The following is a 16,784-nucleotide window of genomic DNA, read 5'->3' on the forward strand; positions in this document are numbered from 1 at the left end:
CGTCTGGCAGCCAGATCTGCTACGACTGCCCGGCGGCCAGCTTCTCGCCGTACTGCGCCGTGGTGATCACGCCGCCCTCATCGTCGGCACGGCCTTGATCGCCGGGCCGCAGCACGTCTTGGACGATGTCGATGCGCTTCCAGGCCGGGTAGGGCGTGGCGCCGGCAGCGTCAGGCACATAGGGCGACGTCTCGACTCTGGTGTGCTGGTGAATGAGGCGAGCGCAGTTGAGATACACGCTGTCGACGCTGGCTCGCACCAACTGCAAGGCACCCGGATAACGCTGCATCTCGGGATCGTCGTCGACCAAGCGAGCGGTCGCTTGGATGCGTATCCGATTCGGTGTCTCGAAGTCGATGAACAGCAGACCGATCTTGGCGGTTTCGGCGATGTTCCCCATCGACAAGAACATGCCGTTCCCGTCGTAGTTGGGGAACACCACGGTCTGGGGGTCGAGCACGGTCACCAGTCCCACGGCGCCGCCCTTGTAGGACACCGTGGGCTCGCCTCGACCGTTGACCGTCGACAGGAAGAAGAAGTCGCGGGACTCGATGAACTCTCGGTGGAAGTCCTCGATGGCGTCCACGATGATGGTCTCGGTCAGCCGGTCCGCCAGCGGACGACAGTCGAATTTGGCCTGAACCTCTCGTTGGCTGTCGGTGTAGAACTCCATGCGGTACCTCCTCGATGCGAGTTCTCGTGGATTCGGGTGCCCACCGATGCGGGCGCTCTCAGACGGCCTCGACGCTCGGCGCGGCCCCGGCATCGTGATCGCCGAGGACTGACTCGAAGAGGCGTTCGCCGTCAGACGTCGCCGCGGCAACCGTCGGCGGACGGGGCGACCGGTCGATCAGCAGCCGGGTGACGTCTGGGCGGCTGTAGTGGCCCACCGGATCAGCCGCCGACCGGGCGATGGCTTGCAATGCCGGGTCGCAGTCGGCGTACAAGATGCCTTCCTCGTCCTCGGGCAGCGGTTCTGCCAGCGAGCTGCCTTCAGGTCCGTAGATGCGAGCGAAGCCGCCTCCGGGCTGCAGCATCTGCCGCTTGGCGTCGGTGTCGCAGAACGTGTCGAGCGCTGCTCGGCCCACCACGGCACACGGTGCAACCACGAACACTTGGCCTTCGACGGCGTAGATCATCGAGGCCGCGGTGTTGACCTCAGGCCCGAGTGCGTTCGCCGCCCCTCGGTAGACGGAGAACGACGGCCATGCTGCGCAGTGAATGTCCTCTCCGAGGCTGAACATCGCGTACTTGGTCAGCGGCTGGATGTGCTCCCAGCAGTTGAGCGCGCCGACCTTGCCGACCGACAGGTCGAACACGTCCAGGTCCGAACCGTCGCCCTCGCCGAAGACCGATCGCTCCACATGGGTCGGCTTGAGCTTGCGCCTGGTCCTGACGATGGCGCCGGTGTGGTCGATGACCGTTTGGGCCATGTACAGCGATCCGTCGGCGTTTTCGCTCAGCCCGACGACGACGTTGATGCCGTGGCGGCCTGCTGCGGCCGCGATGCGCGCGAGCTGAGGGCCGTCGGCCGCAGGCGAGTTGGCGTGGTACCGGGGCACGAATGCCATTCCGGCCGCTGGGCTGTCGAGCCAGATCCACCACGGGTAGCCGGGGACGAACGTCTCCGGGAAGGCGATCAGCTCAGCACCGTTGCCTGCCGCCTCGCCGATGAGGGAAATGGCCTTGTCGGTGGTCTGTTCCATGTCGAACCACATCGGCTCGGCTTGGACGGCAGCCACTCGCACTGTTCGCTGCAGCATGGGTTCCTCCCTTGATGTCTGTGACTTGATGGCTGTGACCTGATGGCTGTGACGTCTGGGCCGCTCAATCGAGCGGCCCGTCGGGTCACGGTCCGACGGCCCAGTTCCGGTTGTCCAGGTCCGGCTGTCCAGTTCCGGCGGTCCGGCCCCAGTTCACGCCAGCGGGGGCACCACGGTCTTGAACAACAGCGAACCGGTGGTGGCCAATTTGCGAACGCAGCGCGAGCCCGGCCCGGACTTGAGCCGGCCCATGTTCAGCCGGCCCGGCGTTCAGCCGGCCCATGTTCAGCCAACCCAGCGTCGAGACCTCGGCGGTAGTCACGGGGTGTCTGGCCGTGCATCGCCCGGAAGGCACGAGAGAAATGAGCGGCATCGGCGTACCCGTGATCCGCGGCGATTCGGGCGATGCTGTGATGTCTGCGCAGAGGGTCTGCCAGCGCCGCTCGTGCCCGAGCCAGGCGAGCCCGCCGGATTCGTTCGCCAAGGCCGCATTCGTCCTGGGCGAACAGCTTTTGCAGGCTGCGCGGCGACATGGCGAGAGCTGAGGCGACGCGGCTGACCGACAGTCGCGGATCGCTGATGTTGGCTGCCACATAGTCGAGCGCTTGCTGTCGGCTGTACGTCCTGGCGGCTGGTGCCGACGTCGCAGTGCCGACATGGGGGCTCAAGGCCATGGCAAGGAGGTCGACGGCGTGGTTGCCCAGGACGCGGCGATGCGGATCAGCGAATTCGATGTCGTGGCCTCGCAGTGCGCGCAGATAGCCGCCCGCGACTCGTGCGAGGCTCTCGCTGCCCAACGTCCGCAGGCCGACCGCAGCCGGAATGTCGATGTTGCGTTCGATCAGCTGCCGCCGAGGGAACTTCACGACGATCTGGCGGAATGCGTCGTCGAATGCCAGCTCGTACGGGAGGGTGGCGTCGTAGAGGGCCAGATCGCCTGGCCTCAAGACCGCTGTGCGGTCGCTCTGGCTGACTCTGCCGACTCCGGCGGTCTGGAGACTCACGAGGCAGTCGTCGCTCTCGCCGTCGAGGACCCGGGTGACGACTTGGCCGTCGGCCACCACCGTGGAGACCTGCACGTCCCCGAACGATGCGACATCGACGGTGCCGGAGAAGAGGCCGTCGCCTACCGGGTCGGCCTCAAGCCGGACGTAGACCCGGCAGATCACCTCGCGCCAGTACTCGAATCGGTCTGACGGCTCAACCGTCTCGGTGGTCAGCAACCCGAGCCCCCAAAGGATCGCTCTCCTGATGGGCAGCGTAGCTCAGGTGATTCTGGCCAGGGCCATCGTGTTCTGGGTCATCGGGGTCGGGGCCATCGGCGCGGCCGGCACCGTCGGCGCGACGCAGCTTCGTCGACCCCGAGGCCGCTCTCCTGGCGGCTCAGCTCACAGGCCCAGGGCGGACCTCACGTCCTCGACACGGTCCAGACGCTCCCACGGGAACGTCTCGCCGTGTGCCTCCCGGCCGAAGTGGCCGTAGGCCGCGGTGACCCCATAGATGGGCCGGCGCAGTTCCAGATCGTTCAGCAGGGCCGCAGGTCGCAAGTCGAACACCTCGGTCACGGCAGCGGAAATGGCGTCGGGGTCCACCTGGCACGTGCCGAAGGTCTCCACGAGCACCGAGATCGGCGCCGCTCGCCCGATGGCGTAAGCCAGCTGGATCTCGCAGCGGTCTGCCGCCCCGGCGGCGACCAGGTTCTTGGCCACCCAGCGTGCTCCATAGGCCGCCGACCGGTCCACTTTGGACGGGTCCTTGCCGCTGAACGCTCCGCCTCCGTGACGGGCGTAGCCGCCGTAGGTGTCCACGATGATCTTGCGGCCCGTGAGCCCGGCATCGGCGACTGGCCCGCCGTTGACGAAGCTGCCCGAAGGGTTCACCAGCAGCTCGAAGGGGTCGTCCGCGAACTGCTCCGGCAGCGTGGGCATGACGACCTGTTCGAGCAGATCGGGGCGCATCATGCGCTCGATCGAAGTGCCCTCGCGATGCTGGGCGGACACGACCACCGTGCGCAGCGCCGCCGGCTCGCCGTCGCGGTACTCCACGCTCACCTGCGTCTTGCCGTCCGGTCGCAGGTACGGAATGCAGCCCGAGCGCCTGGCCTCGGTGAGCTGCTCGGCCATGCGGTGCGCGATCTGAATCGGCAGCGGCATGTACGCGTCGGTCTCTCGACAGGCGTAGCCGAACATCATGCCCTGGTCCCCGGCGCCCTGGTCCGCGTTGCCGAAGACGCCCTTGGCGATCTCCGGGGACTGTTCGTCGAGCGCGATCATGACGCCGCAGGTGCTGCCGTCGAAGCCGAGTTCGCCGTGGTCGTAGCCGATGCCGGTGACCGTGCCGCGTACCACGGCGGGGATGTCCACGTATGCCTCGGTGGAGACCTCACCGGCCACGACGACCAAGCCGGTGGTGACCAGCGTCTCCACAGCCACGCGAGCGTCGCGATCCTGTGCGATCAGCGCGTCGAGGATGGCATCAGAGATCTGGTCGGCCATCTTGTCCGGATGGCCTTCCGTCACCGATTCTGAGGTGAAGGTCCACTGGCTCACCGTGGCTCCCGCTTCGGTCGTGATCGGCTCGTGGTGATCGGCCCGAGCGCGAGCGACTCCGTGCCGGTTCGTCGCCGCAGCAGCCCGCAGCCGCGTCGCAAGGCTAGACCAACGACATCGCAGCACAGCGGGCGTGCCGACGACCTGTCTCGATGCCGGCCCAGCGGGCCCGTCAAGTCGAGGCCGTCAATCCAGTGAGCGTGCTCGCTGCTGCGTCAGCTCGTGCGCGGCCCGGTCCGCAAACTCGTCCGCAACTCGGCAACGGCGTCGAGGACGGCATCGGCCACCTGCCGCTTCGAGCAGATCGGCAGCGGACGTGCGCTGCCGTCGGCCAGCAGGATGGTCACGATGTTGGTGTCGTGCGCGAAGCCGGCACCGGGGGCCGACACGTCGTTCGCGACCATGACGTCGAGGTTCTTGCAGGCCAGCTTGCGTGCCGCATTGTCCAGCACGTCGGCTGTCTCGGCGGCGAAGCCCACGAGCACCTGACCGGGGGGCTTTCTGGCGCCGAGCCCTGCCAGGATGTCGGCGGTGGGTTCCAGCTCGATGACCGCCGGCGCGCCGGCGTTTTTCTTGATCTTCTGCGGGGCGACGCTGACGGGCCGGAAGTCTGCGACCGCTGCTGCCATAACGATGACCTCGGCGTCCGCGTGGGCATGTACCGCAGCTTCCATCTCCGCGGCGGAGGAGACTTGGACCGTGCGCACCCCGCCCGGCGGCGGCAGCGCGGCGCTAGTGACCAGCGTCACCTGCGCGCCGCGGTCGCGCGCCGCGGCGGCGATGGCGTACCCCTGCTTGCCCGAGGACCGATTGCCGATGAAACGAACCGGGTCGATGGGCTCGCGCGTGCCTCCGGCGGCGATCGTCACGTTGATGCCCGCGAAGTCGCTTCGCGTCGCCGCGCGGGGCATCGTCGGTTGCGGCGCCACCGGTTCCGGCGTCGTCCATTCTGCGCGGGCGGCCAGCACGGCAGCGACCGCATCGAAGATGGCGCCGGGTTCAGCAACGCGGCCTGCGCCGACGTCGCCGCCGGCGAGCCGACCGGCTTCGGGCACCACGATGTGTACGCCCCGACCGGCGAGCACCTCGACGTTGCGCTGCACTGCGGGGTGCTCCCACATCTCGGTGTGCATCGCCGGGCAAATGATTACCGGGGCGCGCGTGGCCAGCAGCGTCGCGGTGAGCAGGCCGTCGGAGATGCCCGCCGCATAGCTGCCGATGACCCGCGCCGTCGCAGGCGCCACGACGACCACGTCCGCGGTCTGGCCGAGCGTAGTGTGCGGGATCGGATCGTGGTCGTCGAAGATCGACGTGCGTGTCCGCTCGCTGGCCAGTGCGTCGAAGGTGGCGCGGCCCACAAAACGCTGCGCAGCGTTGGTCATCACCGGGATGACATGCGCACCGGCGTCCACCAACAGCCTGCACAGCAAGACGGCCTTGTACGCGGCGATGCCGCCGCTGACGCCGAGCACCACGCGTCGCCCGGCAACGGGCGAGATCACTGCGTTCGCTCCGGCAGCATCTGCATCGGGGCCATCAACGCCCGACTGATCGATGCTCGGGCAATCAGCACCGGGGCGATTGGCAGAGTCGCTCACTGCAGCGACAGGGTAGGCGCTGCTTCCCGAGCGCGACACTGCGAACCCGCCAGGACATGGCCTTCAGCGACCAGGATGTGATGCGCGGCGCTCAGCAGCCAGCTCTGGTCGGCTGGTACCGAGCGGCGGACTAGTCGCAAAGACCCTCGAGGACTTCGAGCTGCACACCGTCGGCTTGCGCGGCTGCCAGCGCTTCGGCCGCTTCCCGCGCCCGTTCTTCCGGGTCGAATCGCTCGAAGGTGATCTTGTCGGCATCGATCTCCTCGAAAGCGATCGACAGCGGCTTGCGTGCGACCGACGCCACTTGGGGCGGCACGACGGCACCGATGCCGCCGTCGAGCTGGTTGTAGTACGAGTTGATCTGCCGCGAGCGCATGGCGGCGAGACTCACCAGCGTGAACCTCGAATCGACCTTGGAGAGCAGGTCTTCGAGCCCTGGGGTGATCATGGTGTCGGTTGACTCAGCCATAGCAGCTCGGAGGCTACCGGCGAGACTGCTCTCGGCGTGATCTGACGCGACCCACGAACGCCGCTATCTCGTCCACCGTGCCCGCGATGTCCCGATTCACCACGATGAGGTCAGCCATCCGATAGCCGACGGCCAGCTCTTGGTCCGCTTTGGCGAGCCGTCGAACCACCTCGCTCTCTGGGTCGCCGCGACGGCGCATGCGCCGTTCCTGCTCGGCGCGACTCGGGGGCAACACCATGATCACCTGCGCGCCAGGATCGCGTTCGCGCACCGACACAGCGCCTTGCACGTCGATCTCGAGCACGAGGTCTCGGTCGATGTCCGCAGGCGGCATCGGCGTGCCGTAGCGGTACTCGAAGAAATCGGCCCACTCCAAGAAACCGTTGGCGGCTATCGCGGCATCGAATTGCTCGTCGGTCACGAAGGTGTAGGCCTCAGCCGACTCTCCGACCCGACGCGGGCGGGTCGTCCAGGATCGGCTCAGCACGAGCGCCGGATCCTGTGCCACCAGCGCAGCCACGATCGTGCCCTTGCCGGCGCCGCCGGGACCGCACACCACATACACGTCGACACTGCACGGCGCGGCACAGCTCGCAGCGCAGCGGAGCGCCGGGTCGGTCATGTGGCCCAGATCACGCGCCTGTGTCGGAATCCTGTGCGAAATGGTCGCGCAGTCGGCGGCGCTGCGTGTCGCCGAGACCTCGCAGCCGTCTGCTGTCGGCGATGCCGACCTCCGCCATCAGGCGGCGGGCCCGAACCTTGCCGAGACCGGGCATCGACTCCAAGGCCGTGAGCGTCTTGATCCTTCCGACATGGTCGACCGTGTCGGCCTCGGCCAGCAGTTCGTCGAAGGTGAGCAGGCCCAGCTTCAACCGATGCTTGACGGCTGCGCGGACCTCTCGGGCTTCCTTGGCCTTCGCCAAGGCCTCGGTGCGCTGCTCGTCGCTCAGCTCCGGCAGCGGAGACGGCGGACTCATTGCGGGCAGTGTAGTTCGGCAACTCTTGGGCGCTGAGCGCTGCCCGCTGCCTGGCCTGCCGTGCCGGGCGCCGGGTCCGCCGGCTCGAGCACACGCGCTTGCGCGGTCACCTCGGCGACCACGGCTGCGGCTGTGGCGTCGGGATCGGCTGCGGCCGTGACCGTGCGACCGATGACGAGCAGGTCGGCGCCGGCTGCCAACGCCGATGCCGGCGTCGCGACACGTCGCTGATCGCCGAGTGCTGCCCCGGCGGTCCGGATGCCGGGCACTACCCGCAGGAGCTCGGGTGCCGCGGCGCCAATCGCAGCCAGGTCGCCGGCGGCGCACACCAGTCCGCCGCACCCCGAGTCGCGGGCCAGCGCCGCTCGCCCCGCCAACACCTCGGGCGGCGCGGTCGCGTCCGACGTGAGCACCGTGACACCGAGCGCGACGGGCTCGGGCCCGCTCGACGCAGCGTCCGAGCGCCCCTGCGCAGCGCCCTCACGGAAGCCACGCACGCCGGCGGCCAGCATGTCGGGGCCGCCTTGGGTGTGCAAGGTGAGCAGCCAGGCGCCCAGTGCGCCGGCACTGCGAGCTGCTCGCTCCACCGTGTTGGGTATGTCGTGGAGCTTGAGGTCCAGAAAAACGCGGCAGCCCGACGCCGCGATGTCGCGGACGATGCGGGGACCGGCGGCGACGAAGAGCTCGAGACCGACCTTCATGACGCCGAACGACGGTCCGAAGCGCTCCGCCAGCGCCATCGCGGCAGGCGCATCCGACACGTCGAGCGCGAGCGCCAGGCGATCACGCACCGCGAGGCGTTCAGCCAAGGCCGTCACTGATGCGCGCGGCCGGTCAAGTCGGCGGCGGCGCGCACGCCATGTCGGGCACACCAGCTCCGCAGCTGTTCGAGCACGCTGCCCGGCGCCCGAGGATCCCAGAACGACGCCGTTCCCACCTGCACTGCGCACGCGCCGGCTGCCATGAGCTCGGCGGCGTGCTCGCCGCGTGCAACGCCTCCCACGCCCACGATCGGCACGTCGCCGAGCGCCGCCCGAACGTCGTAGACGGCTCGCACGGCCACCGGACGCAGCGCGGGACCCGACAAGCCGCCGCCGCCATTGCCGAGCGTGGGCTGCGCAGTCACCGGGTCGATCGCCATGCCGAGCACGGTGTTGATCAGCGTGAGCGCTTCGGCCCCTGCCCCCAGTGCTGCCTCGGCGATCTCGACGAGATCGGTGACGTTCGGGCTCAGCTTCGCCCATACCGGCACCCCGGCAGCGGCCGACGCGCTGACCGCCTCGGCACAGGCGCCCGGATGGCAGGCGAACATCTGACCGCGGCCTTCCAGGTTCGGGCAGCTGAGGTTTGCCTCCAGCGCCGTCAGGCCGGCGCCGGCAAGCGTGGCCGCGGCTGCGGCGTAGTCGTCGGCGGTTAGGCCCCAGATGCTCGCCACGATGCGGGCGCCGGTGCCGCGCAGACGCGGCAGTTCACGCTCGACCCACGCGTGCGCACCCGGGTTCTGCAGGCCGACAGCGTTGAGCATCCCGGCGGGCGTGCCCACCACGCGCGGCCCCCGATGGCCGTCCCATGCGAACGGCGACAACGACTTGGTCACGACTGCGCCCAGCGAACCCAGATCGACGTATGCGCTGACCTCCGTCCCGTATCCGGCGGTGCCGGACGCTGTCATCACCGGGTTGGGCAGCTCCACGCTGCCGATCCGCACCGACATGGCGACGTCGGCCTCTCGGGCAGCTCGGGCGCGGCCCTCAGGCACCGACATCAGGCACCGGCATCAGGCACGGTCGCGTCGCATGGAGGCGTCGAGCTCAGCGTGGATCTCCTGCAGCGGCCGCACCCGGAGGTCGCTCGCAAGCCACTCGCTCAGGCCGGTCGCGGCAGCGCGTGCAGCTGCCACCGTCGTCAGGCACGGCAGGTGATGGGCACGGGCCGCCGCCCGGATATGGCGGCCGTCGAGCTGAGCGCCTCGCCCGCGTGGCGTGTTGACCACCAGCGCCACCCGGCCGGCCGAGATGAGCTGCACAGCGTCTTCGCCCCGCGACGACGCGTGGCCGTCCGCCGACAGCTTGGCCACCTCCACGTTCACCGCTACGCCGCGCGCTCGCAGGTAGGCAGCTGTGCCGGCGGTCGCGGCGATCTCGAAGCCGAGCTGCTGCAGCTGGCGTGCCGCCTCCAGCCCGTCCGGCTTGTCGCGGTCGGCGAGCGTGAGCAGCGCCATGCCACCCGACGGCAGTGCCTCGCCCGCAGCTATCTGGCTCTTGGCGAACGCCAGTCCGAAGCTGACGTCGATGCCCATGACCTCGCCCGTCGAACGCATCTCAGGCCCGAGCACCGTGTCCACCGTCGGAAACCGGCTGAACGGCAGCACTGCCTCCTTGACCGCGACGTAGCGGGGCGCAGGTGAGGCGCCAGGCAGATGCTGGTCGCGGGCCCACCCGGGCAGCGCTCCGGAAGCCACCAGCGCATCCAGCGTCTCGCCCGTCATCACTCGCGATGCAGCAGATGCGAGCGACACGCCGGTGGCCTTGGCCACGAACGGCACGGTGCGCGATGCCCGAGGATTGGCCTCGATCACGAAGACCTCGCCGGCCTTCACGGCGAATTGCACGTTCAGCAGCCCGACCACGCCGAGCGCCTCGGCCAGCTTGCGCGTGTAGGTCACGATGGTCTGCTGGGCAGCAGCGCTCAGGCTCGGCGGCGGGATGGCGCAGGCGCTGTCGCCCGAATGGACGCCTGCCTGCTCGACGTGTTCCATGATCCCGCCGAGCATCCAGGCACCGGTGCTGTCTCGCAGCGAGTCCACGTCGACTTCGACGGCGTCCTCGAGGAAGCGGTCCACCAGCACCGGTCGCTGCGCCGACAGTCCCCCTTCGCGTCCGAGCGAGGCGAACTGCGCCAGCTCGGACATGGCGGCGGCGAGTTCGTCCTGGTCGTAGACGACCGTCATCGCCCTGCCGCCGAGCACGTAGCTGGGACGCACCAATGCGGGAAAGCCGATCTGCTCGCAGACGGCGGCAGCCTCGGCGTGGCCGACTGCGGTTCCGCCCGAAGGCTGCGCAATGTCGAGGCCAGCGCAGAGCGCGTTCCAGCGCTCGCGGTCCTCGGCCAGATCGATGGAGTCAGCCGGCGTGCCGCACACCAACGCGTCGGGCAGCGCTGCTGCCAGCTTCAGCGGCGTCTGGCCACCGAGACCGACGATGACTCCCACCGGATCCTCCGCGTCGATGACGTTGAGCACGTCCTCGGCAGTGAGCGGCTCGAAGTACAGCCGATCCGAGGTGTCGTAGTCGGTAGAGACCGTCTCGGGATTGCAGTTCACCATCACGGTCTCGTAGCCGGCATCGCGCAGTGCGAAGCTGGCATGCACGCAGCAGTAGTCGAACTCGATGCCTTGGCCGATGCGGTTGGGCCCCGAGCCCAGGATGACGATGCGGGGGCGGGTGCCGGGGCGGATCTCGTCCTCGTCCTCGTACGTGGAGTAGTGGTACGGCGTGCGCGCATCGAACTCGGCGGCGCAGGTGTCCACCGTCTTGAACGTGGCGCGCACCCCGGCACGCAGACGCGCCGCGCGGACCTCGGCTTCGTCCACCCCCCACAGCCACGCCAGCTGCGCATCGGCGAAGCCGAGCTGCTTGGCCCGGCGCCACGAGCGGCGGTCCATGGCGTCGGGCCCGCGCACAGACTCCAGCGCGGTGCGTTCCTCGACGATGGCGAGCATCTGGTCCACGAACCATGGGTCCACACCGGTGGCCTCGCAGATCGCGGCCGGGTCCACGCCCCGACGCAGCAGCTCGCCCATCTCGAAGATGCGCTCAGGCGTGGCCACGCGCACTGCCTCGATGAGCGCCGACGTGGAACGCTGGGCGTACTGCGGTTCTCCGGCGTCGGCGTTCAGGCCGAAACGGCCCTGCTCCAAGCTGCGCAGCGCCTTTTGCAAGCTCTCGGCGAACGTGCGGCCGATGGCCATCACCTCGCCGACGGACTGCATCTGCGGACCGAGAACGGGTGCAGCGCCAGGCAGCTTCTCGAACGCCCAGCGAGGGATCTTGGTGACCACGTAGTCGATGGTCGGCTCGAAGCTGGCCGGAGTCTCGCCCGTGATGTCGTTGCGGATCTCGTCCAGCGTGTAGCCCACGGCGAGCCTGGCGGCGATCTTGGCGATCGGGAAGCCTGTTGCCTTCGACGCCAGCGCCGAGCTGCGGCTGACCCGCGGATTCATCTCAATGACGATCTGGCTGCCATCCTCGGGGTTCACCGCGAACTGCACGTTCGAGCCGCCCGTCTCCACGCCGATGCGCCGCATGCAGGCGAACGCCGCGTCACGCATCTGCTGGTACTCGACGTCGGACAGGGTCTGCGTCGGCGCGACCGTGATCGAGTCGCCGGTGTGGACTCCCATGGCATCGAAGTTCTCGATGGCGCAGACCACCACGCAGTTGTCGGCCCTGTCGCGCATCACTTCGAGCTCGAATTCCTTCCAGCCCTTCACCGACTGCTCGATGAGGATCTCGCTGATCGGGCTGGCGTCGAGGCCTGCGGCTGCCGCGGTCTCGAACTCTGCGGCCGTCGCGGCGAAGCCGGTGCCTTGGCCGCCCAGGATGTACGCGGGCCGGATGATGACCGGCAGCCCCACCTCGCTGAGCGCCTGGCGTGCTTGTTCGGGCGTGTGCGCGATGGCCGAGCGGGCGCACTGCAGTCCGATCTCGGACATGGCCTGTCGGAAGCGGTCGCGGTCCTCCGCGGTGTCGATCGCCTGCTCGGATGCCCCGATCATCTCCACGCCGTAGCGGTCGAGCACGCCGCCTGCCGACAGCTGCGTCGCAAGATTCAGTGCCGTCTGACCGCCGAGCGTGGGCAGCAGCGCGTCGGGTCGTTCGCGGGCGATGATGGCCTCGAGCACGGCGGCGTCCAGCGGCTCGATGTAGGTGGCGTCGGCGAACTCGGGGTCGGTCATGATGGTGGCCGGGTTGGAGTTGGCCAGAATCACCCGGTAGCCCTCTTGGCGCAGCACCCTGCAGGCTTGCGTGCCCGAGTAGTCGAACTCGCAGGCCTGCCCGATGACGATGGGTCCCGAGCCGATGATGAGGATCGAGTCGATGTCGTCGCGGCGCGGCATCAGCGGCTCGCCTCGGGGTCGGCGCCGGCGCCGTGCCGGCGTGGTGCGGTGCGCCAGAACGACGACATGAGGTCGGCGAAGCGGTCGAACAGGTAGCGCGAGTCATGCGGACCCGGGCTCGCCTCCGGGTGGTACTGCACGGCGAACGCCGGCACGTCGCGGGCCGCGAACCCTTCGAGCGTTCCGTCGTTGAGGCACACGTGGGTCTCCTCCACGCCGGGCACCGAGCCGGACTCGATGGCAAAGTTGTGGTTCTGGCTGGTGATCTCGATGCGGCCGGTGGCCTGCTCGCGCACTGGGACGTTTCCGCCGTGATGGCCGAAGGTCAGCTTGTAGGAGCGGCCGCCCAGGGCGAGCCCCAGCACCTGCTGACCGAGGCAGATGCCGAAGATCGGCACGATGCCCAGCAGGTCGTCGAGCGCTGCGATGACGGCGCCTGCCATCTGCGGGTCGCCGGGTCCGTTGGACAGGAACACGCCGTCGGGTTCGCGTGCGAGCACGTCGGCGGCAGTGGTGGCAGCCGGCACCACCTCCACGGTGGCGATGCGCCCGAGGCCGACCGTGATGGCTCGCTTGACGCCCAAGTCGTAGGCCACGACGCGCCATGGGCCGTCGCCGACGGTGTAAGGCACCGCAGTGGTGACTTGGCTGACGAGGTCTACGCCTGCAGTGCCGGGCTCGGCTGCGGCCGCTGCCGCGAGGCGCTCCAGCGCATCGTCGACATGGACCGGCCCGAAGGCGGCGGGCATCGAGCCGAACTCGCGCACATGTCGGGTCAGCCGCCGCGTGTCCACCCCGGCGATGCCGGCGATGCCGTGACGGGCCAGATACGCGCCTAAGTCGGCATCGGCGCGCCAGCTGGAACGGCGACGGGCCAAGTCCCGGACGACGACGCCCCGGCAGACCGGGCGGCGAGACTCGGCGTCAGCCGCTGCGGTGCCGTAGTTGCCGATGTGCGGGTACGTGAAGGCGATGATCTGGCCCGCATACGACGGATCGGTGATGACTTCCTGGTACCCGGTCATGACCGTGTTGAACACGACCTCGCCGGTCGCCATGCACCCTGAGGCGCCCGGCTCTGCGGTGCCCGTTGATGCTGCAAGCGGTGCGCCGATCATGTCGCCGTCGAAGACGGTGCCGTCCGCCAGCACCAGTGCGCCAGGTGTGGTCATCGAGTCGTTCCTGACGTGAGCGCAGCGACGGTGCCGACGTGGCCGCACAGCACCCCGTCAGCGACGACGGCGTGTCCGGCAACCACGGTCGCCAGCACCAGTGCGTGCATCTGGCGGTGGAGATGTGGCGTGTTGCGCGCCATGGAAGCGCTGCCGCGTGCAGCCGGCGTCCACGGCCGGTCGAGATCGATCACCACCAGGTTCGCCGGCTGACCGGGCTCAATCGCGCCTCCGCCGAGGTGAGCTGCACCCGCCAGTGCCGCGGGCCGCCACGCTAGCGCATCCAGCGCCGTCAACAGAGGGATGTCGGGGTGGTCCAGCACGATGGCCGCACAGGTCTCCAGCGCTGCGACGCCTGGCGGTGCTTGTTCGAATGGCAGGTCTTTCGCCTGAGGCGGCACGGGCGAGTGACCGCTGACCACCGCGTCGATGGTGCGGTCGTTCACGCCGGCGACGAGCGCGTCACGGTCATGCGCGGTGCGGTAGGGCGGATCGGCTCGCAGCAGCGTGTCGTAGCCCTCTGCGTCGGCATCGACGAACAGCAGGTGCTCGGCGGCGACCGATGCGGAGATGTCAATGCCTTCCGCCTTGGCTGCGCGCACCAGCTCGACCGTGCGGGCAGCGCTGATGCGATCCAGGTGCAGCCGCCCGTCGGTCATCCGTGCAGCACCGATGGCGGCGGCCGCCGCCAGCTCTTCGGAGGCAGCGGGCTCGCCGGCGAGACCCATGCGCGCAGAGACGGCGCCTTCGGCCATCGCCGCACCGCCTCCGAGCTGCGAGCAAGCCGGTCGCACCGACACCGTCGCGCCCAGCGGTCCGGCGTACTGCAAGGCGCGACGGAGCAGGCCGGCGTGCGCCAGCGGACCGACGTCGGTGAACCAGCGGACGCCGGCATCGGCCAGCTCCGCCATGGGCGACAGCCGGTGCCCTGCCCGATCGGCGCTGATCGTGGCGGCGGCGAGGACCGAGCAGCGCCCGCCGGTCGCTCGGTGGCGCAGCTGCGCCAGCTCGCCCAGCCGGTCGAGGGGGGGATCGGTGTCCGGCTGTGCGAGCACCGCCGTGAATCCGCCGAGCGCTGCGGCTGCCGTGGCGGTGGCGACGGTCTCGGCTTCCTCGTTGCCCGGCTCGCCGAGGCGGCAGAACAGGTCGACCAGACCGGAGCTCACCACGCAGCCCGCCGCGTCGATCACCGTGCCGGCACAGCGCGCAGCAGCTTCAGCGGTGTCGTCGTCTTGCGCGGCGGCGCTGCCGCGCTCAGTCGCGGACGGCGTCACTGCAGCGATCCGACCGTCGATCACGGCGATGTCGGCTCGGCGTCGGCCGGAGCGCTCGACGATCTCGCCGCCGGCGATCACCAGCGGAGCGCCTGTGCCCGGCGCGTGCGCCGCCGTCTCAGCCATCGGTCTCGTGCTCTATCACTTGACGCTCGGCCGTCGATGCCGATGACTGCCGATGACTGTTGTCAGGCACTGCTGTTCGGTCACTGCTGCTGATCGGTTCGGCAGCGGGCGTGAGGTCGGCGAGCGGTCCCGCACCGGGCAGCGCAGTGCTCGATCCGACCAAGCCGAACAGCACGGCCATGCGGGTCGCTACGCCGTGGGACACCTGCCGGGTGATGAGCACCCGGTTCGCGGCCAAGTCCTCAAGCACCGCACCCGCGATCTCGATGCCGCGATTCACCGGGCCGGGATGGGTGATGACGGCGCCTGGGCGCAGGCGCTCGGCTCGCTGCGCGGTGAGGCCGTAGCGGGCGGCGTACTCGGGAACAGACCCGATCAAGCCGTCTGCCATGCGTTCGCGCTGGCAGCGCAGCAGTCCCACGACGTCGAGCTGGCCGAGCACGTCGTCGAGACTGTGGGAGATGTCGACACGGGCAGCGGCGTCGGCCGGCAGCCATCCGTCGATCCACTCACGGGGCGCCGCAGGCAACAAGGTGGGCGGCGCCACGAGCACGACGCCTGCGCCCAAGGCGGTGTAGGCCTCGATGTCGCTGCGGGCGACGCGGCTGTGGACGATGTCCCCCACGATCCCGATGCGCCGTCCCCACAGCGTGGGCACGTCGGCCGGCGTGTCGGCGGGACTGGCGCCGTTCGACGTGGCGCTCTCGGGACGGTGACCGTCTCGCAGCGGGCTGAAGTGCCGCCACAGCGTGTAGGCGTCCTGCAATCCTTGTGTGGGGTGGGCGTGCCACCCGTCACCGCCGTTGACGACGGCAACTCGGTCGTCGGCCCAGCGCGCCATCTGTTCGGGCACGCCGGCGCTGCGGTGGCGGATGACCGCAGCGTCAATGCCCATGGCCTGAACGGTCTCGAAGGTGTCTCGCAGCGATTCGCCCTTGGCCAGCGACGACGACGCTGCTGCGAAGCTCAGCACGTCAGCGGAGAGTCGCTTGGCGGCGATCTCAAACGCCAGGCGGGTGCGAGTGGATTCCTCGAAGAAGAGTGTGGCCACGGTGCGGCCTCGCAAGGCGGGCACCTTGGGGATCGGCCTGCGGCCGACCTCGACGAAGCGATCTGTCAGCGCCAAGACGTCGGCAATGCCTTCGTCGCCGAGTTCGCGCAGTGTCAGCAGGTGACCGCTCACTTGCGCATCTCCCCCAGCAGCACGCCTTCGAGCGTGACGTCCACCATTTCGTCGCGGCTCGTGGGCAGGTTCTTGCCGACAAAGTCCGGGCGGATGGGCAGCTCTCGGTGACCACGGTCGATGACGACGGCGAGTTGGACGGCTCGCGGCCGCCCGAAGTCGTTGAGCGCATCGAGTGCGGCGCGGATGGTGCGGCCGGTGAACAGCACGTCGTCGACCACCACGACGGTCATGCCGTCGAGGTCGAACGGGATGTCGGTGACCGCCTCGGCCATGACCGGCCGCAGCGCGATGTCGTCACGGTGCATCACCACGTCGAGCGTGCCGAAGGGCACGTCGGTTCCTTCGATCTCGAACAGCAGCCGGACGATGCGCAGCGCGATCTGCACGCCCCCGGTCTGCAGGCCCACGACGGCGACATCGGCCAAGCCGCTGTTGCGCTCGACGATCTCATGGCCGATGCGGGTCAGTGCCCGGTGAACCCCGCCGGCGTCCAAGACGGTGGTTCGCGCAACGAAGACGCCCCCGTACGGGGGCGTCATGCGTCGTTCGCG

At 69.3% G+C, this 16,784-nt stretch carries 15 protein-coding genes; all 15 read right to left on the reverse strand.

The features are described from left to right. Positions 1-19 precede the first annotated feature (19 nt). Entirely contained in the window at positions 20-673 is a 654-nt protein-coding gene (locus ACOGI4_RS10560; RefSeq protein ID WP_419841629.1) for a pyridoxamine 5'-phosphate oxidase family protein, read from the reverse strand. A gap of 58 nt (positions 674-731) precedes the next feature. Further along, a complete protein-coding gene (locus ACOGI4_RS10565) occupies positions 732-1,763 on the reverse strand; it encodes a carbon-nitrogen hydrolase family protein (RefSeq protein ID WP_419841630.1) in 1,032 nt (343 codons plus the stop codon). Positions 1,764-2,017: 254 nt separating this feature from the next. Next, on the reverse strand, positions 2,018-2,986 hold the full coding sequence (locus ACOGI4_RS10570) for a helix-turn-helix domain-containing protein (protein WP_419841631.1): 969 nt from the start codon (positions 2,984-2,986) through the stop codon (positions 2,018-2,020). 165 nt (positions 2,987-3,151) lie between these two features. Further along, positions 3,152-4,312, reverse strand: coding sequence for a methionine adenosyltransferase (gene metK, locus ACOGI4_RS10575; RefSeq protein WP_419841632.1), 1,161 nt, complete (start codon positions 4,310-4,312; stop codon positions 3,152-3,154). Positions 4,313-4,527: 215 nt separating this feature from the next. Continuing rightward, entirely contained in the window at positions 4,528-5,910 is a 1,383-nt protein-coding gene (locus tag ACOGI4_RS10580) for a bifunctional phosphopantothenoylcysteine decarboxylase/phosphopantothenate synthase (protein WP_419841633.1), read from the reverse strand. A 130-nt stretch (positions 5,911-6,040) separates the two neighbouring features. After that, positions 6,041-6,379: a DNA-directed RNA polymerase subunit omega gene (rpoZ, locus tag ACOGI4_RS10585; protein ID WP_419841634.1), complete on the reverse strand. Its 339-nt coding sequence runs from the start codon at positions 6,377-6,379 to the stop codon at positions 6,041-6,043. Positions 6,380-6,392: 13 nt separating this feature from the next. Continuing rightward, entirely contained in the window at positions 6,393-7,001 is a 609-nt protein-coding gene (locus tag ACOGI4_RS10590; RefSeq protein WP_419841635.1) for a guanylate kinase, read from the reverse strand. A gap of 10 nt (positions 7,002-7,011) precedes the next feature. Further along, positions 7,012-7,356, reverse strand: a complete 345-nt coding sequence (gene mihF, locus ACOGI4_RS10595; RefSeq protein ID WP_419841636.1) for an integration host factor, actinobacterial type — start codon at positions 7,354-7,356, stop codon at positions 7,012-7,014. After that, positions 7,353-8,165 (reverse strand): orotidine-5'-phosphate decarboxylase, encoded by an 813-nt coding sequence (gene pyrF / locus ACOGI4_RS10600; protein ID WP_419841637.1) that lies wholly within the window; start codon positions 8,163-8,165, stop codon positions 7,353-7,355. Before pyrF ends, mihF begins: the two co-directional genes overlap by 4 nt. 5 nt (positions 8,166-8,170) lie before the next feature. Next, positions 8,171-9,121: a dihydroorotate dehydrogenase gene (locus tag ACOGI4_RS10605; protein ID WP_419841638.1), complete on the reverse strand. Its 951-nt coding sequence runs from the start codon at positions 9,119-9,121 to the stop codon at positions 8,171-8,173. Positions 9,122-9,133: 12 nt separating this feature from the next. Then, positions 9,134-12,475, reverse strand: coding sequence for a carbamoyl-phosphate synthase large subunit (gene carB, locus ACOGI4_RS10610; protein WP_419841639.1), 3,342 nt, complete (start codon positions 12,473-12,475; stop codon positions 9,134-9,136). Beyond that, the gene (gene carA / locus ACOGI4_RS10615) at positions 12,475-13,647 is read right to left on the reverse strand and encodes a glutamine-hydrolyzing carbamoyl-phosphate synthase small subunit (RefSeq protein ID WP_419841640.1); all 1,173 of its coding nucleotides are present in this window, start codon (positions 13,645-13,647) and stop codon (positions 12,475-12,477) included. Before carA ends, carB begins: the two co-directional genes overlap by 1 nt. Beyond that, the gene (locus ACOGI4_RS10620) at positions 13,644-15,047 is read right to left on the reverse strand and encodes a dihydroorotase (protein ID WP_419841641.1); all 1,404 of its coding nucleotides are present in this window, start codon (positions 15,045-15,047) and stop codon (positions 13,644-13,646) included. The genes carA and ACOGI4_RS10620 overlap by 4 nt, the downstream gene beginning before the upstream one ends. Continuing rightward, positions 15,040-16,230: an aspartate carbamoyltransferase catalytic subunit gene (locus ACOGI4_RS10625; protein ID WP_419841642.1), complete on the reverse strand. Its 1,191-nt coding sequence runs from the start codon at positions 16,228-16,230 to the stop codon at positions 15,040-15,042. Before ACOGI4_RS10625 ends, ACOGI4_RS10620 begins: the two co-directional genes overlap by 8 nt. After that, complete coding sequence (pyrR, locus tag ACOGI4_RS10630; RefSeq protein WP_419843134.1) at positions 16,227-16,772, reverse strand: bifunctional pyr operon transcriptional regulator/uracil phosphoribosyltransferase PyrR; 546 nt, start codon at positions 16,770-16,772, stop codon at positions 16,227-16,229. The genes ACOGI4_RS10625 and pyrR overlap by 4 nt, the downstream gene beginning before the upstream one ends. Between the last annotated feature and the right edge of the window lie 12 nt (positions 16,773-16,784).

It is taken from the genome of Candidatus Poriferisodalis sp. (assembly GCF_965205175.1).
Lineage (GTDB): Bacteria > Actinomycetota > Acidimicrobiia > Acidimicrobiales > Poriferisodalaceae > Poriferisodalis.

Coding starts and splice junctions, on each gene's coding strand:
- ACOGI4_RS10560 (WP_419841629.1), bottom strand. CDS start 673: ATGGAGTTCTACACCGACAGCCAACGAGAGGTTCAGGCCAAATTCGAC.
- ACOGI4_RS10565 (WP_419841630.1), bottom strand. CDS start 1,763: ATGCTGCAGCGAACAGTGCGAGTGGCTGCCGTCCAAGCCGAGCCGATG.
- rpoZ (WP_419841634.1), bottom strand. CDS start 6,379: ATGGCTGAGTCAACCGACACCATGATCACCCCAGGGCTCGAAGACCTG.
- ACOGI4_RS10590 (WP_419841635.1), bottom strand. CDS start 7,001: ATGACCGACCCGGCGCTCCGCTGCGCTGCGAGCTGTGCCGCGCCGTGC.
- mihF (WP_419841636.1), bottom strand. CDS start 7,356: ATGAGTCCGCCGTCTCCGCTGCCGGAGCTGAGCGACGAGCAGCGCACC.
- ACOGI4_RS10605 (WP_419841638.1), bottom strand. CDS start 9,121: ATGTCGGTGCCTGAGGGCCGCGCCCGAGCTGCCCGAGAGGCCGACGTC.
- carB (WP_419841639.1), bottom strand. CDS start 12,475: ATGCCGCGCCGCGACGACATCGACTCGATCCTCATCATCGGCTCGGGA.
- carA (WP_419841640.1), bottom strand. CDS start 13,647: ATGACCACACCTGGCGCACTGGTGCTGGCGGACGGCACCGTCTTCGAC.
- ACOGI4_RS10620 (WP_419841641.1), bottom strand. CDS start 15,047: ATGGCTGAGACGGCGGCGCACGCGCCGGGCACAGGCGCTCCGCTGGTG.
- pyrR (WP_419843134.1), bottom strand. CDS start 16,772: ATGACGCCCCCGTACGGGGGCGTCTTCGTTGCGCGAACCACCGTCTTG.